Here is a 25,182-nt window from a genome sequence, read left to right as displayed (position 1 = left end):
CGACAAGAGTTACAACATCAGAAAAATTGTCAATCCGTAGTATTTATGAGAAATAGTTACTGGCTATTATGGCTGGGTGTGCTTCTGATGTTTTGTAGCTCCGTGGTCGCTCAACGCCACAAACCAATTCCTGTTGAATGCGCTGCCCCTGACCTTACCTCCGCACAGCGGCAGATGCTGGAGCAGCAGGCTCATGACGCGCTCATCTCGAAGAAAGGTACCAATGCTGCTTTTACTTCCGTTACGTATGTACCCATCCGGCCACATATTCTGCGCCGAAGTGACGGAACGGGCGGTATGTCGCTGGCCAACCTCAATCAGGTTATAGCCACCACTAATTCGTATTACCTGCTCAACAACTATGGCATCCAGTTTTACCTGGCGGGCACTACGCCTGATTATGTCGACAATGACGCCTACTACGCTAGTTATAATATAGTCGATGAGGATGCCGTAGCGTCTGGTCACGACGTTACGAATGCGCTTAATCAATATTACGTCAACAATTTCTCGGCTAATATCGGAGGTTACGCTTACTACCCCAGCAATGATGTACCGTCTACCCGATCCTTCATTCTAAATGAATATTACAATCTGGATGACATGGGTAACCGGCTCATTCCGCATGAGTTAGGGCATACGTTTAACCTGATTCATACCTTTGGCGACAACAATGGTACAGCGGGCACAACCGAACTGGTAACCCGGGGTGCTGGCGCTAACTGCGCAATAGCAGGCGATCTGGTTTGCGATACACCCGCCGATCCCTATGGCAAACAAGGAACTAGTTTGATTAATGACGCGAATGGTTGTCCGACTTACAACCCCAACAGCACAGCACGGGATGCTAACAATATGCTGTATTCGCCATCTGTTCAAAATATAATGTCGTACTATTTCCCCTGTACGCACAACTTCACCGCTGGGCAATTTGATCGTATGCAAGCCGGGCTGGCCCTTCGCCAGTCGCACACGGCCTACAGTTTAAACTATCCCCCCACGCTGGTATTACCACCCAGTAACGTAGCAGCATCCTTATCCAATAACCAGGTCACCTTAACCTGGCAGGACAATGGAACGAATGAAATGGGCTACTTCATTGAGCGTTCCTTATCTCCCTCATCGGGTTTTGTGTTGATTGGGGGCGTTGGACCAAATACAACGACCTTTACGGACACAAAAACGACTGCATTCACTACCTACTATTACCGGATTAAACCCTCCAACTCGACTACCACCGGCCTAAGCCCAACCGCTAGTGTTACAACGGCTACCTGCCATCCTACGTATGGTACCGACGGCTGTGAGTTTGGTGATGGGCTGAATGGCTTTATACTGAATGGCATTGTGATAAGCCAGAATACCAGTTGCTCAACGAGTGGGTACAGTTCCAGTACAGCTATCTCAGCTAAAATAACTGCGGGAAGTTCCTACACATTCACCGGAACCCTTTTATCGGCAACGGAGCCGGAAGGAGTAACTATCTGGGCAGACCTGAACCATAACAATGCCTTTGAAGCAAATCAGGGCGAACTACTGTATCAGTCCCCCATTGTAACCGGCCAGTTTTCTGGTTCCCTAACCTTCCCTGCCAGCCTTACTACAGGAAAACTCGACCTGCGGATTATCGTGGCTTACAACGTTTCTCCCACTAATCCCTGCGGCAATTATAATTACGGAGAAACCGAAGATTATGCGTTTAACGTAGTTAACAGTACTGATTTAAGTTTGTCCTTACAAACCAGTAGCCGAACTGTGGTGGTGAATCAACCCGTCAGTTACTCACTAACTATCCGTAATGATGGCCCTTTCGATGCAACGGGAGTCCAGTGGCAAAACAGACTTCCTCAAGGCTTAGTGTTTGTTAGTGGCGGTCCGGGCATAACTGGCTCATCAACAGCCGTAAGTGGCACGAATAGTCTCTCGCTGGGTGCAGGTCAGGCCACCACCGTTTCTTACCTGCTTCGGCCAACGCAGCCGGGCGTATACAGCAACGCGGCTCAGATTATAACCAGCGATCAATTTGATCCCGACAGTCAGCCCGGCTCCGGCACGGGTGATGGACAGGATGATACTGCTACAGTGGATATGCGAACGCCGGATAGCAGCACCACTACTACGGCTTTTTATAGCTCGCCTAATCCGGAACAGACTCCTCTACCGACCGTCTTGCCTAATCAGCCCACACCCGACCCGGCCAAAGCGGATCTCTCTCTGGCAATAACGGTTGATAAACGAACACTTAGAGTGGGGCAGCCGTCAACATTTACGATTACTATTGCTAACGCAGGGGGAATAACGGCCTCGAATATAGTGGTGCGGGATACGTTGCGGGGGCTTACCTTCACCTCTTCCCCCACAGGTATGAGTGTAGTTTCCAGCGGAAATGGCTATACGATTGTTGAGGGGAGAGTGGCTTCACTCGCATCAGGGGTAAACGCTCAATTGATTTTTATTGCATCAACCACCACGGCAGGATACCTCTTAAATGCAGCTCAGATATGGTCTGCCGGTACACCCGACCCGGATTCAAAACCCGGTTCAGTAACGCCAAATGCCAATAATCTCAACGGGGAGGATGACGTGGCGCTGATTGATCTACGCGTGGGAACGCCATGACATTACACGCTACTAGCGGCCAAATGGCCACTGCTTCCGAAACCGAGCAGAAAGCAAAAAAGCGACGATACCCAGGGCAATGACAACGAGTCCCGACAGCATAAACGTGAGCCCGGTAGAGAAGAAGATGAAGAGCCAGATACCAATGACCAGCACAACGGGTAATGGATAAAGAGGCATTCGAAACGGGAACATGTCGGCGGCCCGCCTGCGGTGAAGCAGCAGTAATCCAATGGCCTGACCAACGAACTGCACCACAATTCGCATGGCCAGGATAGCCGTAATCACATCGCCAAGGCGAAAGAATAAACTAAATACGAAACCTAATCCTCCCAGCAGTAGCAGCGACACGTGCGGGAAATGGCGGGTTGGATGCAGGCGGGCGAAGATTTTAAAGAACTGCCCATCTATGGCAGCCGCGTAGGGTACGCGTGAATAGCCCAGGAGTACCGCAAACAGGGAGGAGAAAGCCACCAGCAACACCAGTACAGTTGCCAACTGAGCCGCACGGGGCCCATACAGCGTTTCAACAAACGTGCTGACAATGAATTCGCTGTTTTGGGCAATTCGCCAGGGCACTACACTAACAACGCTCAGATTCATCAGTAAATACAAGCCCGCTATACCAACGATAGAAATAAATATGCTGGCTGGAATATTGCGGGATGGACGCTGAATTTCGCCCCCCAAATGACACACATTATAGTAGCCCAGATAGCAGTAGATTATTTTGACAGATGCCTGCCCCAACCCGGCCGCCAGTACCCCACCACTAACCGACCCAATGGAGCTTAGTGTTTCTGATAAAGGAATCCGGGCATTACTCAGGCCACCAATAATAATCCAGCCCAGCGTGAGCAGTACAGCTCCCCACATAATCAGGCCTATCTTACCAATCGAGTCAATTTTCCGGTAGAGTAACGCGATAATTATGAGCACAACTATGCCCGAAACGGCTTTGCGCTGCCATTCCTCCAGCGGTAACAGGTACGAAGCATACTGGGCAAATCCGATAGCGCCGGAAGCCACAACCAGAGGTGCCTGGATGAGCGTTTGCCACACATACAGGAATGATAGTAAGCGCCCCCAGCGTTGTTCGCCGTACGATATTTTCAGGAAGTTGTAGCTTCCACCAGCCTTTGGGAAAGCGGCACCCAACTCCGCCCAAACGAACGCATCGACCAGCGACACAACGGCACCCAGCACCCAGGCCCATAAAAAGAGGGAACCACCCAGCGTTTTAATAACCAAAGGCAGCACCACAAACGGGCCGATACCGACCATATCGATCATGTTCAGCGCGGTACCCTGCAACAGCGTTAACCGACGAGGTAACTCCCCTGCCGGGGGTGACGAATCAGGAAATTGATCGGGGGGTATCGCTGGAGTCAAAAGGGTAGTGAATTGTGTAGCCAGATAATATTCTAAAAAAGGGCAGAACCTGGTTAAAAGTTCGGAATCAACGCATGTATTTAGACAGCTACTTGCACCAGAAAGCCCCGCTGCCTAGTACACAGCGGGGCTTTCTGGCCCTGGCAAACAAACGAATCAGTTAAGCAATTCGTCAAAAGTTAGGCCTACGTAATATGTTGTGCCAATGTAAGGGCTACCATATGCCTGAAAATAGGGCTTACCGAACAGATTGGTGGCCCCCACTTTAATAATTGACTTGAGACTCTGCACTTTGTAGTTCACCTGCGCATCGAGATTGTTGATAACCGGCACGATGGTGTTGCTGTAAAGCGGTACACCCACTTCGGTTGGTTGACCAAAACCCTGCCACTCGAACGAACTTTGGTGCTTGAAGGCAATTCCAAAGCCAATGTTCGAGCCACCCACGGCCCGCTTGGTGAAGCCAAGATTCCAGCGGTATTTGGGTGTGTTGAAACCCGATGTCTGCAGTTCTTCCGTTGGTACAAAGTTGTTCAATTGGTTATTAGCAAGGTTACCCGACAGGCCGTAGCCTTTGTTCAGCGCGTAGTTCAGGCCAATGGCCCAGCCCGATGCCGTAATTTGTTCGCTGCTGTTGGCCGCTACTGAATAAACTTTGCGCGTTCCGCCACTAAATACCCCCGATGCGATTGATAACAGGCCCGGTGCCAGCGAGGCCGTTGGCTGTAACAGAATTACCCCACCGATAAAGTTGGTGTAAACGCTGTAATAATAATACGCATCTACCAATAGCCTCTTGTTGAACACGCTCCGATACCCAATTTCATAGCTGGCTACGCGTTCTGGCTTGAACTCTTTTCGCTGGTACGGCTTCAAACCACCCAGATTGGCTCCAACGGCCTGGGCCTGAATGAAACTAGGCGCATTGGCTGTCACCTGCGCTGTTACGTTTTGAGCGATGAGTCCCTGAACAGCAGGTGTGGCAAGTTGTGCAGCTACGCCTTGTTGAATAGCAGCGGCAGCGGCAGCGGCAGGAAGCTGACCGGCGGCAACGGCGGCATTGACCTGGGCCGTAACACCCGCCGTAACCTGCGCTGTAACGGCTGAAACAACCTGGGGAGTAATGATGCCGGTCAAGGCCTGAACCTGCTGGGCCTGGAAAGCGGGGTCGGATCCAGTAGCGGTGATGGCTGCGCCTACCGCCGTTACGTTGGCCCGGGAGTACGAGTTGCCCAGGTTAAAGCGATCATAGAATTCGGGCAAACCACCAAGAAGCCGGGCCTGTGGCGTTTGCAGGTCGATGTACTGATTCTGCGTGGTTGGAATGCGGAAGCCAGTCTGATACGATAACCGGATGTTATGCTCACCAAACGAGGCCACCGCCGAGACGCGGGGCGTGAACTGACCCTTGAAATTCTGATTCTTGTCGTAGCGTGTCGATGCTGTTATCTTCAGGTGATCAGCAAACAGCGACTTGCTGGCCTGTATGAATGCGCCAAACTCATTAATCTTGATTTTGCCGTTACGGTCTTCAACCTGATCGGCAAAGAGTGTTCCATTGGAAACAAGTTGATACTGTCGCACGTTGGCACCTACCAGTACATCGGCAAACTTTACCTGATTTTTGAAATTGTACAAACCCTCGGCATGGTACAGGTTCGAGTTATCTTCAAAGGCTCCCCCTTTGCCGGTTGTAATGGAGCCGGTACTTACGGCGTTGAGCAGCGTGTTAAAAGCATCCGAGCCAGGAACGGGCCGACCCTGGTCAGCTACACCCCGGGCCGTAAGCTGAGCAGCCGCATCCGCCTGACCGCCCCCCCGTGCCTGGGCATAGGCACCGGCATATTCGCCAAACCACTGCTGACTGGGCTTCCAGGCTTCGTTTAGGTAAACAGTGGCCAGCCCCGCCGTATACGATTTTCCCGACCGCTCCTGCGTAGTATAAGCCCGTAGCGTGAAATTATCGCCCCGCAGTTCAAGTTTAGCCTGGGTTAAGCTAAAGTCCCGCAACGAGTAGCGGCCATTGGCGGTATAGACCGTTGTGCCAAACCCATAATTTATTTGCCCAATGGCTTCGATTTTATCGGTGATGCGATAATGAAGTGCCCCATTAATTTTCAAACTCTTCGTGTTATAGTCAACCACGTCGCGCTCCTGATAGCCTGTCCGGCTCACGTTGGTATTAGGAAATAGGGCCAGGGCGGCAGCAGGGAGACGGTTAGCGGCAATCAGGGCCTGGCCAACGGTTCGCAGGTTCTGCTGATTTTCGTCGCCGTAGATGTTCATGCCGTCGTAGTTGGGTGCAGTTGCTGTACGATCCGATGTGTTGGTTGCATTGGTGGGGTTGTTCAGATCGGTATAATTGGTTGCCTCCCAGTCCTGTGCTTTGATGTACGCTAGGTTCAGTTTAAACGCGAGTTTATTATTGAATGCTTTGGCGTAGCGAATCGAGGCATCGTAGAAGCCCGTGTTAGCCGTAGTTCGGTTGGATGCGCTCATGATGCCGGTTTTTACGTTGGCACTCAGGCCCTGGTATAGAAACGGGCTTTTGCTGGTCAGTAAAATCAGCCCCTGAATGGCATTTGGGCCGTAGAGTGCGGAAGCGGCACCGGGCAAGATTTCGACGCTTTCTACATCCTGCTCTGGTACGCCCGCAATGTTGTCGATAGGGAAATTCAGTCCGGGTGCCGAGTTGTCCATACCATCGATGAGTTGTACGGTCCGGGGATTACCCGTTGCGCCGAAACCCCGCAGGTTGATGGATTTGAAGAGCAGGCCCTGCGTAGCAATATCAACGCCCTTTATGTTAGCCAGACCATCGTAAAAGTTGGCCGCTGGGGTCGTCTGAATATCGCGTAGGCTCATCTTTTCCACCGAAACCGGCGATTTAAGTACACTTTCTTCCACGCGCGAAGCTGATACCACTACTTCCTGACCCAACAGAACCTGCTCTTTCAGGCTTACATTCAAGTCTCTTCGGCTACCATTGACAACAAAATCCTGGGTTTGAAACCCAACCCCCGATACGGCAATGGTAAAAGGCGTAGGCGTACTGGTCGATAGCGAAAAGTTACCCTTTTGGTCCGTAATTGTACCAATAACTTTCCCTTTCACGGCAATGCTAATCCCGGCGAGTTCATCCCGTTTAGCCTCGTCAGTTACTTTCCCGGCTATTTCTGTCTGAGCCAGTACGGCGGTACTGAATAAGACAGCGATTCCTAAAAAAAGCACCGAACAGGTAATTGATTTTTTCATAAAATATGAGAAAAAGGTGAGTGATGTAACTCCTGGTTACTTTGACAATAAAAATACGGATAACTATGAGTTTTGTGCAAAAAAATCTTCCCATTAATAAATTTCTTTTAAATTATGAATAGATTTTCGGAGAAGCAGGTTATCAACTCTCTTATCTACTACCAGAATAAAACGGAACACCAATCGAGTGTTAAAGAAAAGTATGCCGGTAGCGGCACAAAAAATTAATGCTCAATTTTTGTATTTCTTAGTAAATATCGATCCTCATATACTTCTATATCAGACAATTTCCATAATAAAATTTCATTCGACATGGCACATGATTCAAATCAGGAACGCCGGGAGTTTTTAAAAGCATCCGGCCTGCTCGCTGGCGGAGCTATACTTAGCACTCTACCCTTTGGCACAAAAGCCGCCGGTTATCATTTTTCGGCCAATGATACGATAAAAGTGGCCCTTATTGGCTGCGGAGGTCGTGGTACAGGAGCGGCTCAGCAGGCACTCAGTACCAAGCAGAACGTTAAAATTGTGGCTATGGCCGATGCCTTCCGGGACCGGCTGGACAATGCCTACAAAGCCTTGACGGAACGCGGGGCAAAAGCGGCCGACGGTACACCGAAAGTAATGGTGCCGGAAGACCATAAGTTTGTCGGCTTCGATGCCTACAAACAGGCTATGGCTTTGGCAGATGTGGTCATTCTGGCTACTCCTCCGGGCTTTCGTCCCAGCCATTTCGAAGAAGCGGTACGGCAGAGCAAGCACGTATTCATGGAGAAACCCGTTGCTACCGACGCGCCCGGCATTCGACGGGTACTGGCCGCAGCCGAAGAAGCAAAGAAGAAAAAATTAAACGTCGTAACGGGCCTTCAGCGACGGTATCAATCCAGCTATCGCGATATGATCAAGCGCATTCAGGATGGTGCGTTAGGCGATATTGTGGGTGGTCAGGTTTACTGGATTAGTGGCGGTGTCTGGCAAAAACCCCGCCAGCCAAATCAAACGGAGATGGACTACCAGATGCGAAACTGGTACTACTTTAACTGGCTCTGTGGCGATCACATCAACGAGCAGCACGTTCATAATATCGACGTAGCGAACTGGGTAAAAAATGGCTACCCCGTATCCTGCCAGGGAACGGGTGGCCGGCAGGTCCGCACCGGGAAAGATTACGGCGAAATTTTCGATCACCACATCGTTGACTACGTCTATGAGGACGGAACAACCATTAACAGCCAATGCCGCCACTACGAAGGCACCTATAGCCGGGTGGATGAAATGTTCCTGGGTACCAAAGGTAAAGTGGAAGGTATTGAAAAGAAAAGTAGTGCGCTGATGGGCTACAATGGGCAGCCTATTTACACCCATGACGCCAAAAAAGATGGCAACCCCTACCAGATCGAGCACGATGAGCTATTTGAAGCTATTGCCAAAGGGGAGTATAAATTTGCCGATGCCGAACGGACTGCCAAAAGTACGTTGACTGCCCTCATGGGCCGTATGGCTACTTATTCCGGTAAGCAGGTGAAGTGGGAAGAAGCATTGAACTCACAAATTGACCTGTTCCCCACTACGCTGGCATGGGATGCATTACCCAAAAGCCTACCCGACAAAGATGGATTTTATCCTATTGCCGTTCCGGGCAAAACAGTAGCGGTATAGGGATCAGATAGCAGAACGGAAAAAGGCGTAAGACGGTATCGATACCGTCTTACGCCTTTTTCCGTTCTGCTATCTCACTTGCGTTCTGCTTAAACCCTACCTTAGAACCCGTGTACGGCTAAAGGCCCAAAGCCCTCAATATCTTCTCCACATCGAATGTTTCGATAGACGGAAAGTAAGTCTCATAAGCCTCTCGCTGGAGCTTCACAGCGTAGGTACGGTGGAAAAAATAGCGCCCGTATTTGATGACGTAATTGAGAATGAAAAATCGGTAGGCTTCGGGCAGAAAACGAACCTCGTTTTCGGTAAGCGGAAAAACCTTGTGGTACTCTTTCAGAAAAAGCAGAAACCGGTCTTCCATCATGGGTCCGATTACGTAGCTGAACACCGTCCGGTCACCGGCATCGGAAACAACGCGACTGAAAAAGTAGAAATCCATGACCCGATAACTAATCCTGAACCAGTCATAATCCCAGCGGGAGTACAATTCCATATTATCAGTCACGGAAAAGTTGCCGATGTTCCAGTCCACGAAAACCGGCATCGTCTCCACCGTTTTGGCAACCAGTTTCTGTCGGTTGGTTAGGAACAGGTCGCATTGCCGTCTTAATTCAGTGATGTGCATCCGGTGCTCGAACTGGCCCACTTCTGTATCCAGGATGTCCAGTAAACCACGTATATCGGAGCGCAGCGTTTTGCTGGATTTGGGCAATACGGTACTCACCCGCGAACAGGCTTTGTGAAACCGCGCGATTTCCCGGCCCAGCAAAGCAATATGGTGCTCCTCCAACCGGCGGGGCAGTTTAAGCTGAATCCTTATCGGATTGTAAAACACCACCCATGCATCAATAAAGCTGTCTTTATGCCGGTAGGTGAACAGCTTTCCATTACGCACGAATGACTTAGCCAACACATTCTCAAACGGATACAACAGGTTGTTAGCCAGCGCATGAATGATGCGATGGTCTTCTACAAAGTGCTCATATTTGCCAAAATAAGACATCTTGGCGATGATGTGTTCGCCATCCTCGAAGCGCACTTTAAAGACGTGATTGGTGGACACCCGTGCACTGATATCTTCGATGCTATGCACGGGCACAGAACCATCAAACTCAGCCCAGGCTTTCTTTATAATCGTTGCGTAGTCGACAAGACGCATAAAACGGACGGTAGAGACACAACACCTTGCGTCTCTACATTATATGATTTCAAAATATCGTTTCAATTCCCAGTCACTCACCTGTCGGAGGTACTGCCGCCATTCCCAATCGCGGGTACGGGTGAAATGGTCAACAAATTCGGTGCCGAAGAGTTCAGCCGCTATGGGCGAATTGGCCATGGCGCGGGTTGCTTCGTCCAGGTTTGTTGGCAAAATACCGTTCCGCTTATCGGCATAGCCATTACCCTCCGAAGTCGGGATATCGAGCGAAAGCTTACGGCGAATTCCATACAACCCTGATGCCAGCGAAGCAGCTATGGCTAGGTAGGGATTTGTGTCTGCTCCCGCTACCCGGTGTTCAACCCGCGTGTAGGCTTCTTTGTGGTTCAGTACCCGCAAGGCTGTGGTTCGGTTATCGACAGACCAGGTAACGGTGGTGGGTGCCCATGCCCCTTCTACCAGGCGTTTGTAGCTATTGATAGTTGGGGCGAACATAGGTGTAATATGCGGCAGGCAGTACAACTGCCCGGCAATATACTGCCGCATCAGTTCGCTCATCTTATCGGGTTTAGACACATCGAAAAACAGGTTTTTTGTCTGCTCTTTATTCCAGAGACTCTGGTGAATATGTCCACTACAACCGGGCAAATCGGCGTTCCACTTAGCCATAAACGTAGCGATAAGTCCATACCGATACGCAATTTCTTTCACTCCGGTTTTAAACAAGGCTGCTTTATCGGCGGCCCGAATGACCTCGTCATGCATGATAGCCGCTTCATAAACACCAGGCCCTGTTTCGGTATGAAGTCCTTCCAGCGGCACATCAAACTGGGCTAACAGGTCAAATAAATCGTGATAGAAAGCACTTTCGAGTGAGGGCCGGAGGATGGAATAGCCAAACATACCGGGTGTCAGGGGTTCCAGATTCTGGAAGCTTTTTTGTTGTAGGCTATTCGGGGTTTCCCGGAAGTTGAACCACTCGAACTCCTGGGCAAATTCGGCATGAAAACCCATCTCCTGGCTTTGTGCCGCTATTCGTTTGAGCAGTGTACGAGGGCAGGCAGCTACGGTTGTTTCCCCTTCGGGAGTACTGAAGTCGGCCAGAAAAAAAGGCATGTTATCTTCCCAGGGAAGCTGGCGAAACGTTGACACATCAATACGAACCGGTGCATCGGGATAACCCGAATGCCAGCCCGTCGTTTGTCCATTATCGTAAGGCGTATCCGACGAATCCCAGCCCCAGACGACATCGCAAAAACCAAAACCATCCGTCAGGCCATCCAGGAACTTCTTCCGGTGAATGATTTTACCGCGCAACACCCCATCAATGTCGGTAAACGCATATTTGATTTTAGGACTATCGCACTGGATGATGAAGTCGATAATGTCTTGCTGATTCATAACAGTTCTGGCTGACGCATAACAGCCGCAATATGTTACGTCTGTTGGCAGAAACCAAACTCCCCCTTGCCTCTATCAGCCAAATCATCAGTTTCAGGCGGATTATCAAACCAATTTCAGTTGATGGTACCCCTTTGGAAAAGCAGACAAATTCCCTTATTAACAAATCACTAAGACTTCACATTATCCAGATTGAAATGTAACCCCCGATTGTCGCGCCGGGCCATGGCCGCTTTGATTACCAGGTACGCCACTTCAATCATATTTCGTAATTCGCAGATGCGTACCGACACTTTCGATTGTTTGTAAAGCTCTTCGTGTTCAATATACAGCAGTTCGAGCCGGTCCATAGCGCGCTTCAGGCGTCGGTTCGAGCGGACGATACCCACGTAGTTTGACATGATCGCTTCGAGTTCGCGCTGAATCTCAGTAACTAAAATCAACTCTTCGGGATGGGTTGTACCGGCATCATTCCAGGCCGGAATGTCGGTGGGCAAGATGGCGTTTCCGTAGTTCTCGGCGGTTTTAAGGTAAGCACGATGACCAAATACTACCGCTTCGAGCAGGGAATTACTGGCCAGACGATTAGCTCCGTGCAAACCTGTACAGGCGCATTCGCCGACGGCATACAGGAAATTGATGTTCGTTTGCCCAAACTCATTTACCCGGACACCCCCACACATGTAGTGCTGAGCCGGTACAACAGGAATGAAATCTTTACGCAAATCCAGCCCATAGTGGTCGGCACAGTAGGCGGTGATATTCGGAAAATGCTCAACAAAACGTTCGTAGTCTACATGCGTTACGTCGATGAACACGTGGGGGTCGCCGGACTTTTTCATTTCGGAGTCAATGGCGCGGGCCACAATGTCACGCGGTGCCAAAGACAGCCGGTCGTCATAGTTCTCCATAAACGTTTCTCCCTTCATGTTGCGCAAAACACCCCCAAAGCCGCGTACCGCTTCAGATATCAGGAAGTTTGGCTTTTTATCAGGTTCGTACAGGGCAGTAGGGTGAAACTGGATGAACTCCATGTCCTTACAAATACCTTTGGCGCGGTAGGCCATCGCAATCCCATCGCCCGTAGCAATGCTGGGGTTCGTCGTATTCTGGTATACGTTGCCAATCCCCCCCGTGGCCAGTAATGTTGTTTTGGCAAGGAATTTCTCAACCTGCCCCGTTTGGGTGTTCAACACGTAAGCCCCAAAACAAACGTTATTATTGTCGTAGCGATGCACCGTTTCGCCAAGTTGGTGACGGGTTATGAGTTCAACAGCGTAGAAATGGGTGAAAATCTCGATACTGGCCATTGACCGCGCTTTGTTGAGCAGGGCGCGCTCTATCTCCGCTCCTGTAATATCCTTAAAATGCAGTATTCTGAAATCGGAATGCCCGCCTTCTTTAGCCAGGTCATAATCGGTACTGTCGTGCTCCTTATCAAACCGGGTGCCATAATCAATTAACTCCTGAATGCGTTCCGGTGCTTCCCGTACCACAATTTCGACAATGTGGGGGTCACTCAGGAAATCGCCCGCTACCATTGTGTCGTCGATATGTTTCTCGAACGAATCATCTTCCGACCACACGGCGGCAATGCCCCCCTGCGCGTATTTGGTGTTTGTTTCGTCGGCCTGCACTTTGGTAATGACGCCAATCCGAACCGATTGCTGTATCTCTTCAAAATGGATAGCAAGTTTGGTGGCGTAACTCAGGCCCGCAATACCGGAGCCGATAACCAGAAAATCAAATTGATTGGGCATTGTTATTATTTATGTTCTAAAGAAAAATAGCAATCAATCGTCGCCGTTATCAGTACTTATCAGTTGTATTTTCACTTACTTAACTCCAGCATCCGCGCTACGGATTCGTAGGCTTTCACCCGCACATCCTCCGGCACCAGAATTTCGGGCTGTTCGTACAGCATACAATTGTACAACTTTTCGAGCGTGTTCATTTTCATGTACGGGCATTCCGAGCAGGCACAGGTATTGTTTGCCGTAGCCGGGGCCGGTATAAGTTTTTTGTGCGGAGCAGCCAGTTTCATTTTGTGCAGAATACCCGCTTCGGTCCCAATAATAAGCGTTTGCTCGGGGCTGTCCACCACGTATTTGAGCAGTGCTGTAGTTGACCCTACAAAATCGGCCTGACTTAGAATATGTTCCTGACATTCCGGGTGGGCAATGAATTTAGCGTCGGGATACTCAGCCCGAAGTTTAGCTAATTTTTCTGAAGAGATGTCAATATGCACAATGCAAGCTCCTTCCCACAATACCATATCGCGACCCGTTTTCTTTGCGACAAAACGCCCCAGGTTAGCATCCGGCGCGAAGATAATTTTCTGGTCTTTTGGCAGACTCTCAACAATTTTCAACGCGTTGGACGACGTGACAATAATATCGGACAACGCCTTTATATCCGCCGAGCAATTGATGTATGATAGTACAATATGGTCGGGATAATGCGCTTTGAATTCGGCGAATTTATCGGCCGGGGCCGAATCAGCCAGAGAACAGCCGGCGTTCAGGTCAGGAATAACGACTTTCTTATCCGGCGACAATACTTTAGCGGTTTCGCCCATAAAGTGAACCCCACAGAACACAATCATATCAGCGGGTGTAGCCGCTGCCTGCTGACTCAGGCCAAGGCTATCGCCAACATAATCAGCTAAGTCCTGAATAGCCTCATCCACATAATAGTGCGCCAGAATAACGGCATTCTTCTCTTTTCTGAGTCGATTTATTTCTGCTATCAGGTCAATATCTTCTGCTACGGCTTTATTAACGTAGCCTACGCGTTGAACTTCTTCTAAGAGTGCTTCCATTTGTATATAGGTAGTGTATCTAGGTACATAACACGGGAAAACGGAAAACGTCACGTCTAACGATGATTCTGCCCGTCTGTGGAAAGCCAGAGAGTACGGCAGAAATAGCGTTTGGGGTAGCAACGGGCCGGGCGTATCCACCTTAACGACGGACCGTACCGGGCGTATCCACGCCGGGCTAATTTCAGGAAATGGTTTGTGCTTTCAAAAAATGGGCCGTAATTAGTTAGTCCCGGAACCAACCGTTTTTTACATGACCGATGAATTCCTTCAGCTACGCATCGTTCGTATTAGTCCCGAAACCGAATCGACAGACCGGTCTGCGGTAAAAAGCTATTTTCTTGAACCGATTAATGGTCAGACTGTTTCGTATCAAGCTGGGCAATTTCTGACCTTGATTCTCAGGCATAATGGGCACGAAGTACGTCGGTCCTACTCTCTCAGTTCGGCCCCCGGGGAAATGCTGCGCCTAACCATCAAGCGCATTCAAAACGGAGAAATTTCACGGTTTTTACTCGACACGCTGCAAGTTGGCGATGTGCTGACAAGTTTACATCCTGCCGGACGATTCACATTGGATGATACACAGTCAGGAGATGTTGTATTGCTGGGGGCAGGCAGCGGTATAACACCGCTGTTCGCTATAGTAAAGCAGGTATTACGGACGACTGAAGACCGGCATGTAACCCTGCTGTACAGCAACTCAATGCAGGAAAGCATTATTTTTCGACCGGAACTGGATGGCCTACAGCGCGAGTACCCCAACCGTTTCAAACTCCATTATTTACTGAGCAATCCCCCTGATGGCTGGACTGGGCTACATGGCCGCTTGAACAACGTAATGCTTGAGCAACTGCTACCCGAATTAGTTGGTAATTCCACTCCCGAAACGTTACGTTTCTATCTCTGCGGCCCATCCGATTATAGGCGAATGGTTCAGTTTTTACTGGTATTCAGTGGTTTTCGCCGGGAGCAGATTCGGCAGGAAAATTTTGTGGTAGACCTGGTTATGGCTACACCCCCACCCTTTTTAGCGCAAGACCGCACAGTGTTGATTCGCTACCGCAGCCAGGAAATTGAGATACAGGTTCCGGCCTACAAATCTATTTTACAGGCGGCCTGGGATGAAGGGGTGCGCTTACCGTATAGTTGCCGGAGTGAGCGTTGCTCTACCTGCATGGCTCGGTGCCTGTCGGGCCGTGTTTACATGACGATCAACGATGTCCTGACCGAGCATGACCTGGCTGATGGCTGGGTACTTACCTGCACGGGATACCCGGAAAGTGATGATGTTGTAATTGAGCGTTAGACCTTCGTTTTCAAAAAGGCAATCAATACGTCTAATCCTTTTTTGTAATTGTGGTTATTAGGAATGACGATGTCTGCTTCGTCCTTATGAGGCTTCACATATTCCCGATAAGCTGGCCGAACGTGGTGTTTCCACTGGTAGTTAATGATCTCCTCTGTGAGGCCTCGCTCAGCCTGATCGCGAAGCAGACGCCGGTCCAGCTTTATCTGGTTTTTGGCGGTTATGTACACTTTCAAATCCAATTGGCTAGCCACATCGGAAAAATGAAAAACGAATAGGCCTTCAACAACCACAATCGGCGTGGGCCGGTATGTTAACGTTCGGGGAACTGCGTTTGGATTATTGAAGCCATACTCAGGCGTTTCGACCGTTTCCCCTGCGTGTAACTTGTTCAAATGCTCCGCAAATCGCTCGTGATTAATAGTAACCGGCACATCGAAATTGTAGACTCCGTTTTGATCTTTTGGTATGTGGTCAATCGTTCGGTAATAATTATCCTGAGAAATCAGGCAAATCTGATCTTCATTAAAGGCACTTAGTACATCTTTCAAAAATGACGTTTTGCCCGAAGCACTGCCACCGGTAATGCCAACTATAAATGGTTTGGGAGTCATGCGTATTGTACCGGATGAAGCAAAAAGTAAGTAATGAAAATAATAAGCGCAATAAAAAAGCGGCTCACCTACTGCTAAGTGAATCGCTTTTTTTCGGGGACTAATTCGGCTCTTACGCTACAACCGATTCAGCCAGTACCAGTACCCGGTTTTGGAGTACTTCCACTACGCCACCATCAACGGTGAATGTCTGCTGACCGGCTGATGATTGGACAATCATCGATCCTTTTGCCAGGGTACTCACCAGCGGGGCATGGTCATTCAGCACCTGAAATTGTCCATCAATTCCCGGAAAGGTAACGGCACTGGCTTCACCAGAAAAAACCTTACGATCAGGCGTTATAATTTCTACTGTCATGTTATTTGATGACCGGGTTGCCGGTGCGGTTATGAATGATAAACGGGCTGATGTATTTATATCAACCTATCAACAGCATTCATCCATACATTATAATTTCTACAAAATTCCTTTGCCCTTGCAGCCCGTACCAGCCGTTCAATGATTCATTTATATGCTGTCGCGAGTCAACGAAGGACTAGTCAAACTGATTCGATGGTTACGGTTCCCAAATGGCTTTATAAACCACAACCATCGAATCGTGAGCCCGGATTTACTGACCAGCTTCTTTCAGCAGTCTTTCTCCTTTGGCAATGGCATCTTCAATGGTGCCAACCAGGTTAAATGCTGCCTCGGGCAGGTGGTCGTATTTTCCGTCAATGATTTGGTTGAATCCTTTGATAGTATCTTCAATGGGAACCAGAACGCCTTTCAGACCGGTAAACTGTTCAGCCACAAAGAAGGGCTGCGACAGGAAACGCTGCACCCGACGGGCGCGGCTTACCACCAGTTTATCTTCTTCCGACAGTTCTTCCAGACCCAGAATAGCAATGATATCCTGTAGTTCTTTGTAGCGTTGCAGAATTTCCTTTACGCGCTGAGCCGTGTTGTAGTGTTCGTCACCCAATACTTCGGCACTCAGAATCCGAGAGGTCGAGTCGAGTGGGTCAACGGCAGGGTAGATACCCAACTCGGCAATTTTACGGCTCAATACGGTCGTAGCATCCAGGTGAGCAAAGGTCGTTGCCGGAGCCGGGTCAGTCAAGTCATCGGCAGGTACGTAAACGGCCTGTACCGACGTGATAGAGCCCCGCTTGGTAGAGGTAATCCGCTCCTGCATGATACCCATTTCGGTAGCCAGCGTAGGCTGGTATCCTACCGCTGATGGCATCCGGCCTAACAGAGCCGATACTTCAGAACCGGCCTGCGTGAAACGGAAAATATTATCGACGAAGAAAAGGATGTCGCGACCAGCTCCTTCATCATCCCCATCACGGAAGTGCTCAGCAATGGTTAATCCTGACAGGGCTACGCGGGCACGTGCACCCGGCGGCTCGTTCATCTGACCAAATACGAACGTAGCCTGGCTTTTTTTCATTTCCTCCAAATCTACTTTGGACAAATCCCAGCCGCCTTCTTCCATTGAGTGCTTGAACGCATCACCATATTTGATAATGCCCGCTTCGATCATTTCGCGCAGCAGGTCATTTCCCTCACGTGTACGCTCACCAACACCAGCGAACACCGACAGACCGGCGTATGCTTTGGCAATGTTGTTAATCAACTCCTGAATCAATACCGTTTTACCCACACCGGCACCACCGAAAAGACCAATTTTCCCCCCTTTGGCGTAAGGCTCCAGCAGGTCAATTACTTTGATACCCGTAAAAAGTACTTCGGTTGACGTAGCAAGGTCTTCAAAACGGGGAGCAGACCGGTGAATAGGCAGACCGACACCCGTTGACTTTGGTTGAGGAATACCGTCAATGGCTTCACCCACCACGTTGAATAAACGACCCCGGATTTCCTCCCCTGCGGGCATGGTTATTTGGTGACCCAAATCGATAACGTCCAGGCCACGATACAGCCCGTCGGTAGAATCCATCGCGATGGCGCGAACACGGTCTTCACCCAGATGCTGCTGGACTTCCAGAATAACATCCTGACCAGTCGATTTGGTCACTTTAAGAGCGTCCAGAATGGCTGGAATCCGCGTGCCTTCGCCCTCGAAACTAACGTCTACAACCGGCCCGATTATTTGCGTAATCTTACCCGTATTGACTGTTTTTGCCGTAATCATTTGTATGTGGTATTGCTTTATGGAAAATTTGCCCGTTGTTTGGGACTGCAAAAGTAGGAGAAAAACAGCGTAAGGACAAGGTACTTCCTACTCATTTTCTACCTGATTCAGAACCGAATGGGTTTAACAGTAAGGTTTTTAGGCAAAAAACTGAACAAAAGCAACCCTGACCGGATTTGTACAAAAACAAGTCGGCCGTTTCGTGAAGAAATTCACGCTATTCACTGGTGTATACCGACAAATGTCTTAATGCTTTTTCATGTTACAGCAACGTTCGAGTGGCTTATTGCTTCATATCACTTCATTACCATCCGCTCACGGTGTGGGCGACCTAGGCCCTGAAGCGTACCGATTTGCGGATTTTCTGGAAAAATCGGGCCAAACGTACTGGCAAATCTTACCACTAACCCCGGTCGACCCCGGTGCTGGTTTCTCCCCCTACAGTAGTCCGTCAGCCTTTGCCGGAAACATATTGATGATTAGCCTGGAGATGCTGGCGGATGAAAACTGGCTGAGTGTCGATGACCTGGCCGTCTTTAACGAGCAGTCTGTCAAAAACGTTACCGTTTCGGAAACGGCCTCCCTATCCGGCACTACAGCACCGGACGTAATGGCTGGGCCACTTTCTCAGGCACCCAACATAATGCACGTGGCCTGGATAAAGAAACGCCCCTTATTACAAAAAGCAGCCGAAACATTTTTGCAAAAAGCGGACCCTTCCCAACGCAGCGATTACGACCGGTTTTGTGGCTGGCAGGCTAACTGGCTTAATGATTATTCCCTTTTTACGGCTTTTCAGGAAGAAATTGGCGAACCGAACTGGGTTCATTGGCCGGAAGAAATGCGTCGGCGTAACCCGGATGCACTTACCCGGCATACAGAACGGCTTCGTGACCGGATTGAGACACTGAAAGTAGAACAGTATTTCTTTTTCCGGCAATGGAGTGCGTTGATGGCCTACTGTTTCGGCAAGAAAATTCATTTGATTGGTGATATTCCCATTTATGTTCAGTTCAACAGTGCTGATGTGTGGGCGAATCCAACGCTGTTTAAGCTGGACGAAGAATTTCAGCCCCTGTTTGTAGCCGGTGCCCCCCCGGATTATTTTAGTGAATATGGACAGCGTTGGGGAAACCCAATTTACGACTGGCCTGAGCACGAGCGTACGGGCTTTGCCTGGTGGATGAGTCGGCTTCGGCACCAGATGTCACTGTACAGCCTGACCCGACTGGACCATTTTTTGGGGTTTGTGGTATACTGGGAGATTCCCGTTAGCGAGCCAACGGCTAAAGTGGGTACATGGGTTAAAGCCCCTATTGAAGCATTTATGCATGCCATGCATCGTCAGTTTGTGCAGCTACCGGTCATTGCTGAAGACCTGGGGGAAAAAGCAGCCGACATCCAGCCTTATCTGCGCCATTATGGCCTTCCGGGTATGCGGGTAGCCCAGTTTGGTTTCGGTCAGGATATGCCAACCTCTACTCATGCGATCCATAATCATACCGAAAACGTTGCGGTCTATTCGGGCACGCACGACAACAATACCACTTTAGGCTGGTTCCACGAACTGGACGATCTGCACCGTCGGCACCTCAACGATTATCTGGGTATCGATATAACTGAGAATAACGTAGTCGATCAGATTTGCCGATTAACCATGCAATCTGTAGCGCGATTGGCCATTCTGCCTATACAGGATGTGCTTAACCTGGACGAAACGCATCGGATGAACACCCCCGGCGCGGGCGGCCGTAGCTGGCAATGGCGGCTGGACCCGAACCAACTGACGGATGAAGTCGTAACAAAACTTTTAAAGCTGACCAGAATGACGGGACGTGGATAGGCACTAACGAACCGTCAACTACGTTTCTCTTTCATGTTATCTTTCTGGAAAAGCTGGGACAGAACGTACCGATTCACGTATTTAATCAGCCTCGTTTTATTTTTTGTCAGCCTCATCTTGTTAGTCATCGCCTGGTCGAGAGGGCTGGGAAATGTAGTTTATTGGGACGTTTTGAGCGAACTCAATGAGCTACCGGTTGTTTTTCATTCCTTCTCCGACGGATTGCTCAACTACTCGGTAAATGGAAAAGCTTACGCCGTTTCTGAGCAATTTGTAGCGGGAACGATGCAGGTTCGGCCGGGGGTAGCTACGGGCTTCCTGGTGGGCATTGGTCTCGCGTTTGTCCTCATCCTGAGCGCCGTTACCCGCTTCGACCGACTACGTTATCTTATCAGTATGGCAATGCTAATTCTTGGCCTTGCCTTTTTTCGGTGGGACATGCTCGAAGTGCCGGGTCTGGGTGGCAATTACCTTTTCCTGCTGCTAACCTTTGCTTATGGGTCGCTCAGTTACTACTTCCACGCCTTCCGGTCCGACTACCCAATTACCGTTCGCCTGGGCGCTTTTGGCCTGCTAACGATTGGTGTAGCAGTTGCGCTGGCGGCTCTCTCGCCCGTAACTTTTCCAGCCCTGGCTTTGGTGAGTTACGGGATGCCCGTTTTGCTTGTATTCAGCGCCGGGTTTATATTTTTCATTGCGACCGAAATCATTGCTGGTCTGGTCTGGATCACCTCGATTGGCCGGTTAAATGAAAATACACCTTCGGATAATGACCGGAAGCCCCTAGGCATCAATAATTTCCTGTTCATCGGCTCACTGTACTTGCTTAATCTGGTCTTTATCTGGCTCAAAAATACCCGGTCCATTGAGTGGGATGTACTGGTAATCAGCCCTTTTGTTCTCTATTTACTCTCCGTGAGCATTGGCGTCTGGGGCTTCCGCCGGTTGATTCAGCAGCAGAACGTTTTCTCCTTCCATGATTCGGGCGCGTACCTGTACAGCGGTTTTTCGCTGCTTACCACGCTAACGATTGGCTACGCCTTCGCTACCGCCAATGACCCACTGGTTGAGCTATTTGAGGATATAATTGTTTACACGCACCTGGGGATGGGGCTGTTTTTTAGTGCATACACGCTCATTAATTTCTGGCCTGTTTACCAGCAAAATTTGCCCGTTCACCGGGTCTTGTACAAGCCCAAACGGCTGGAGTTAAGCCTGTTTCGGGTAGTGGGTATCGTTTTCGTCGTGGCTATGTTGTCGATAAACAGTTTCTTCCCGATTCGACAGGGGATGGCTGGCTATTACAACGGTTTGGGTGATTATTACACCGCCAGTGGCGAAGCGGTTTCGGCTACTGCCTATTATAATCTGGCCCTGGAACGGGAGTTTCAAAACCACAAATCAAATTATGCGCTGGCCTCTCTGGCCCGCTCTCAGAGTAACCTGTCCGCTGCTGCTTTTTATTTCCGGCAGGCACTGCTGAAACAGCCAAACCCACAGGATTATGCGGGTTTGAGCCAGGCTTACTTACAATCAAGCTCATTTTTCGAGGCTATTAAAACCCTGCAAATGGGTATCAGGGAATTCCCGAAAAGCGGTGAACTTCAGAACAACCTGGGTTATTTGTACGGCCGCACCAGTGTGGCCGATTCAGCGTACTATTACTACAAAGCCGCGACCCGCTTTGCCGACCAAACCGACGTACCGGAATCAAATCTGCTGGCCTTTTATGCCCGTAATCCATCCGTTCTTGAGGTCGACTCAACGGTAGCCCAAAACATATCCCAATCAGCTTACGAATCCTATCAGGCCAACGCCCTCGCCCTGCGGTTAGTGGCTCAATCCGATACGACTCAGCCGCGAAAGCTCGACTGGTTATCGGACAAAGCGACCCAGACGGGATTGAGCGTCGGGCAGTTTGCCAGCCTGTATAATTACGCACTGGTAAAGCAACAACCCGATAGTACCGAGTTGCTAGCCATTCGCAAAATATCGGCGAACCCGGTTAATCAGGACGTAACCGACGATTTATTACTGGCGCGGGCCGTTGTTGAATATAAACGCCATAATCCGGTAAATGCATTCGGATTGATGAGTCAATTAGCGGAAAACAATCAGGAAGCGGGGGCTGCTTATCGGTCAATTGCGGGTTTGTGGATGCTGGAACAGGGGTTGTATCGACCGGCGGCCAACGAGTTCAGCACCAATACGGACACAACATCCATGTATTACCGGGCTATTGCGCTAACCAAAGCAAACGACCCGATTTTTGCGCAGTCACTGTGGGAAACCGTGGCTAAAAATGATGCCGCAGTGGATGCCCTTCGGCAGGTTTACTACCAGGAACGCAAACCGGAAACGGACGCAGAGAAAGCCTTTTACGTAACCTACCGCACCGACGACCCAAACCGGGGTACCTATTGGGAAACTATCCTTGACCCTAGCCTGAAAACACTGGCGGGTGCTGCCCTCACGAATGATTTTCTTGATCAGTTACAATGGCGGAATGCGCAGTTAGTTTTGGCAGGCCTCCCCGATTCAACCCGAGTCAATGCAGTAGCCCTCTCCCAGCGTACCATAGCCGCTATCCGGCTGTCGGCGTTCCGGCGGAGTCTTGGTTCGGCAGAACTAATGGCAAAAACAGCGGTTTTGCCTGCCTACGAGGCTGAACGAAACTACTGGCTTGGGCAGGCGTATGAGCGTACGCGTCATTTTTCTCAGGCACGGCAGTACTACCAGCGAGCGGTACAACTTGCCCCGCTGAATGCCCGAATCGTTACCGATGCTGCGCAACTTAACCAGCAACAGGGGCAGACGAAAGAAGCGTATGATATGTTACTAACAGCCTTGCCTTTCAACGAAGACAAAGCTGGTTTGCTCAAAACATACATCACGCTATGTTTGGCACTGGGCCTTCCCGATTATGCCGAAAGTAGCCTGGTAGCCTTACGGACTGCCACTACCCCCGCCGACTATCAGGGGTTTCTGGCAACTTATCAGGAAAAACTAGCGTCAATCGAAAAGAGTAAAGAGAAATTTCTGCAATAAGTTAGCTTTGTCTGTTAACGCCGAACCGACAATGAATAGAAAGTTAAGCTGGACAAAGGAAGCCTTCAGTCGCGATTTCCGCATCATGCAGGATGGACAGGTTATTGGCAAAATGCACCATAACCTATTTAGTAACGATGTGGAGGCTTATTTAAACGAAGTATATATTTGTTTTGATGTGGAAGGATTTCTGTTCCACTCTGTTACCTTGTTTGATCCAAAAGTTAACGATAAAGTCATTGGTCATATTGAATTTCGGTTTGGCAAACAGGCCGAACTTAAGCTGTCATCGGGCGAAGCCTATTTGTGGAAACGCCATAATGTACTCATGCGGGAGTGGGACATGATTTTAGAAACAGCCAGCAGCCTGCCCGAAAGTGAGGTTGTTAACTACGAAAGGACTCAGAAATTTTTTAAAGATGCGGGCGACATAGTGATAGAAAAAGACGAACAGTCACCCATGGTTGAGATTGTCATTTTAACGGGTTTATTCATTCGAAATTATTTTCAACGTCGTCGCCGACTAGCGGTCGTCGCTGCCTCCTAAGTCATCTCCCTATGAACATTATAGATACCCGCGCTATTGCCAAACGCTACGTAATGGGGACCGAAGTAGTAGAGGCTCTCAAATCCATTACCATTTCTATTGAAAAGGGGGAATATGTTGCATTCATGGGCCCATCAGGCTCTGGAAAATCTACGCTGATGAACATCATTGGGTGCCTGGATTCGCCGACCTCAGGACAGTACATTCTAAATAATCAGGATGTTAGTCGTATGGGGGAGAATGAACTAGCCGAAACAAGAAACAAAGAGATTGGATTCGTGTTTCAAACGTTTAACCTGCTCCCTCGGCAGACCTCGCTTGAGAATGTAGCGTTACCCCTTATTTACGCAGGCTTCAATAAGGCAGACCGAACCGAGAAAGCCATGCTGGCTCTTAAAAATGTGGGATTGGAAAACCGGGCAGGCCACCGGCCCAATGAGCTTTCGGGCGGGCAACGGCAACGGGTGGCGGTAGCCCGCGCTTTAGTGAATGACCCGAGTATTTTGCTGGCTGATGAACCGACCGGTAACCTAGACTCAAAAACGTCTTATGAAATCATGGACCTTTTCGACCAGATTCACAGCAAGGGAAACACGGTCATTATGGTAACTCACGAGGAAGATATAGCCGAATATGCACACCGGATAGTCCGGCTTCGCGATGGTCTGGTTGAAACGGATTTGCTGAATAAGAACATTCGGAAGGCAAAAGCGCTCATTCAGGCACTCGACTGATTCAGGCAGTTACTTTTTACGACAAAATCAGATACATTCCAACTTTTCCTGCCTTCTTCATACTAACCGCCATGCTCCGTAAAGTTCTGCTGACATTACTCATCATTCTGGTTGTCATTCAGTTTATCCGGCCAGAAAAAAACCAGGCAGTCGGCATGTCTACCAATGATATTACAACGAAATACGCGGTTCCTGCCAATGTTCATGCTGTGCTAAAACGCTCCTGCTTCGACTGCCATTCCAACAACACAGAATACCCGTGGTACAACAACATTCAACCGGTTGCCTGGTTTCTCAATCACCACGTCCAGAAAGGCAAAGGAGAGCTTAATTTCAATGAATTTGCTTCTTATTCTCCCAAGAAAGCCCGGCATAAACTGGAAGAAGTGGATGATGCCGTAACGGAAGGCTGGATGCCGCTGGATTCGTACCTATGGATTCATCACGATGCAAAACTTAGTTCTGAAGAGGCAAAACTACTGGCTAATTGGGCCAATGGACTAAGAAACGGGATTCCGGCACCGGCTGGTGAGAAGCAGGAGCCAGTGCACTAATCAGAACACCTGTTTACGCAAAACATCCATTCCTGACCGGTTTTACAAGTAGCCAGGAATGGATGTTTTGCACATAGCCCAGGGGAAGT

General features: G+C 49.5%; 17 protein-coding genes. 8 read left to right on the top strand and 9 right to left on the bottom strand.

All coding sequences use genetic code 11. From position 1 onward, the window contains the following. The first annotated feature begins 45 nt into the window (after positions 1–45). Complete coding sequence (locus tag B156_RS0121710) at positions 46–2,619, top strand: GEVED domain-containing protein (protein WP_026260973.1); 2,574 nt, start codon at positions 46–48, stop codon at positions 2,617–2,619. A gap of 12 nt (positions 2,620–2,631) precedes the next feature. Here B156_RS0121710 and B156_RS0121705 read toward each other — a convergent pair whose 3' ends face one another. Next, complete coding sequence (locus tag B156_RS0121705) at positions 2,632–4,011, bottom strand: APC family permease (protein WP_026260972.1); 1,380 nt, start codon at positions 4,009–4,011, stop codon at positions 2,632–2,634. A gap of 156 nt (positions 4,012–4,167) precedes the next feature. Next, positions 4,168–7,266: a carboxypeptidase-like regulatory domain-containing protein gene (locus B156_RS0121695; RefSeq protein WP_018621889.1), complete on the bottom strand. Its 3,099-nt coding sequence runs from the start codon at positions 7,264–7,266 to the stop codon at positions 4,168–4,170. Positions 7,267–7,578: 312 nt separating this feature from the next. On the opposite strand from B156_RS0121695, the gene B156_RS0121690 reads away from it, so the two are divergent. Next, positions 7,579–8,925, top strand: coding sequence for a Gfo/Idh/MocA family protein (locus B156_RS0121690; protein WP_018621888.1), 1,347 nt, complete (start codon positions 7,579–7,581; stop codon positions 8,923–8,925). A gap of 118 nt (positions 8,926–9,043) precedes the next feature. Here B156_RS0121690 and B156_RS0121685 read toward each other — a convergent pair whose 3' ends face one another. The 4 genes from B156_RS0121685 to nadA form a co-directional block, all read right to left on the bottom strand. Continuing rightward, a complete protein-coding gene (locus tag B156_RS0121685; RefSeq protein WP_018621887.1) occupies positions 9,044–10,084 on the bottom strand; it encodes an aminoglycoside phosphotransferase/kinase family protein in 1,041 nt (346 codons plus the stop codon). A 39-nt stretch (positions 10,085–10,123) separates the two neighbouring features. Further along, entirely contained in the window at positions 10,124–11,485 is a 1,362-nt protein-coding gene (locus B156_RS0121680; protein ID WP_018621886.1) for a glutamine synthetase family protein, read from the bottom strand. 170 nt (positions 11,486–11,655) lie between these two features. Beyond that, positions 11,656–13,245 carry an L-aspartate oxidase gene (gene nadB / locus B156_RS0121675; protein ID WP_018621885.1) on the bottom strand — a complete coding sequence of 530 codons (1,590 nt, stop codon included), beginning with the start codon at positions 13,243–13,245 and terminating at the stop codon, positions 11,656–11,658. 71 nt (positions 13,246–13,316) lie between these two features. Then, on the bottom strand, positions 13,317–14,306 hold the full coding sequence (gene nadA, locus B156_RS0121670; RefSeq protein ID WP_018621884.1) for a quinolinate synthase NadA: 990 nt from the start codon (positions 14,304–14,306) through the stop codon (positions 13,317–13,319). Positions 14,307–14,559: 253 nt separating this feature from the next. Here nadA and B156_RS0121665 point away from each other — a divergent pair, with 253 nt between their 5' ends. Further along, positions 14,560–15,615 (top strand): 2Fe-2S iron-sulfur cluster-binding protein, encoded by a 1,056-nt coding sequence (locus tag B156_RS0121665; RefSeq protein WP_018621883.1) that lies wholly within the window; start codon positions 14,560–14,562, stop codon positions 15,613–15,615. Here B156_RS0121665 and udk read toward each other — a convergent pair. The 3 genes from udk to atpD all read right to left on the bottom strand — a co-directional run bounded on the left by udk (position 15,612) and on the right by atpD (position 18,367). Beyond that, positions 15,612–16,229: a uridine kinase gene (udk, locus tag B156_RS0121660; protein WP_018621882.1), complete on the bottom strand. Its 618-nt coding sequence runs from the start codon at positions 16,227–16,229 to the stop codon at positions 15,612–15,614. The two genes, B156_RS0121665 and udk, sit on opposite strands and share 4 nt — an antisense overlap. Positions 16,230–16,341: 112 nt before the next feature. Beyond that, the gene (atpC, locus tag B156_RS0121655; protein WP_018621881.1) at positions 16,342–16,587 is read right to left on the bottom strand and encodes an ATP synthase F1 subunit epsilon; all 246 of its coding nucleotides are present in this window, start codon (positions 16,585–16,587) and stop codon (positions 16,342–16,344) included. A gap of 253 nt (positions 16,588–16,840) precedes the next feature. After that, positions 16,841–18,367, bottom strand: coding sequence for a F0F1 ATP synthase subunit beta (gene atpD, locus B156_RS0121645; RefSeq protein WP_018621879.1), 1,527 nt, complete (start codon positions 18,365–18,367; stop codon positions 16,841–16,843). Between the two features lie 259 nt (positions 18,368–18,626). Between atpD and malQ the strand changes: the two genes are divergently transcribed. The 5 genes from malQ to B156_RS0121620 all read left to right on the top strand — a co-directional run bounded on the left by malQ (position 18,627) and on the right by B156_RS0121620 (position 25,093). Next, positions 18,627–20,210 carry a 4-alpha-glucanotransferase gene (gene malQ, locus B156_RS0121640; protein WP_026260971.1) on the top strand — a complete coding sequence of 528 codons (1,584 nt, stop codon included), beginning with the start codon at positions 18,627–18,629 and terminating at the stop codon, positions 20,208–20,210. 33 nt (positions 20,211–20,243) lie between these two features. After that, positions 20,244–23,258: a tetratricopeptide repeat protein gene (locus B156_RS0121635; RefSeq protein ID WP_018621877.1), complete on the top strand. Its 3,015-nt coding sequence runs from the start codon at positions 20,244–20,246 to the stop codon at positions 23,256–23,258. Positions 23,259–23,289: 31 nt separating this feature from the next. Beyond that, entirely contained in the window at positions 23,290–23,805 is a 516-nt protein-coding gene (locus B156_RS0121630; protein ID WP_018621876.1) for a hypothetical protein, read from the top strand. A gap of 11 nt (positions 23,806–23,816) precedes the next feature. Further along, positions 23,817–24,539: an ABC transporter ATP-binding protein gene (locus B156_RS0121625; RefSeq protein ID WP_018621875.1), complete on the top strand. Its 723-nt coding sequence runs from the start codon at positions 23,817–23,819 to the stop codon at positions 24,537–24,539. A 71-nt stretch (positions 24,540–24,610) separates the two neighbouring features. Next, on the top strand, positions 24,611–25,093 hold the full coding sequence (locus tag B156_RS0121620) for a heme-binding domain-containing protein (RefSeq protein WP_018621874.1): 483 nt from the start codon (positions 24,611–24,613) through the stop codon (positions 25,091–25,093). The last annotated feature ends 89 nt before the right edge of the window (positions 25,094–25,182 follow it).

The organism is Spirosoma luteum DSM 19990, from assembly GCF_000374065.1.
Lineage (GTDB): Bacteria > Bacteroidota > Bacteroidia > Cytophagales > Spirosomataceae > Spirosoma > Spirosoma luteum.
This window is presented reverse-complemented; position numbering and strand designations above follow the sequence as displayed.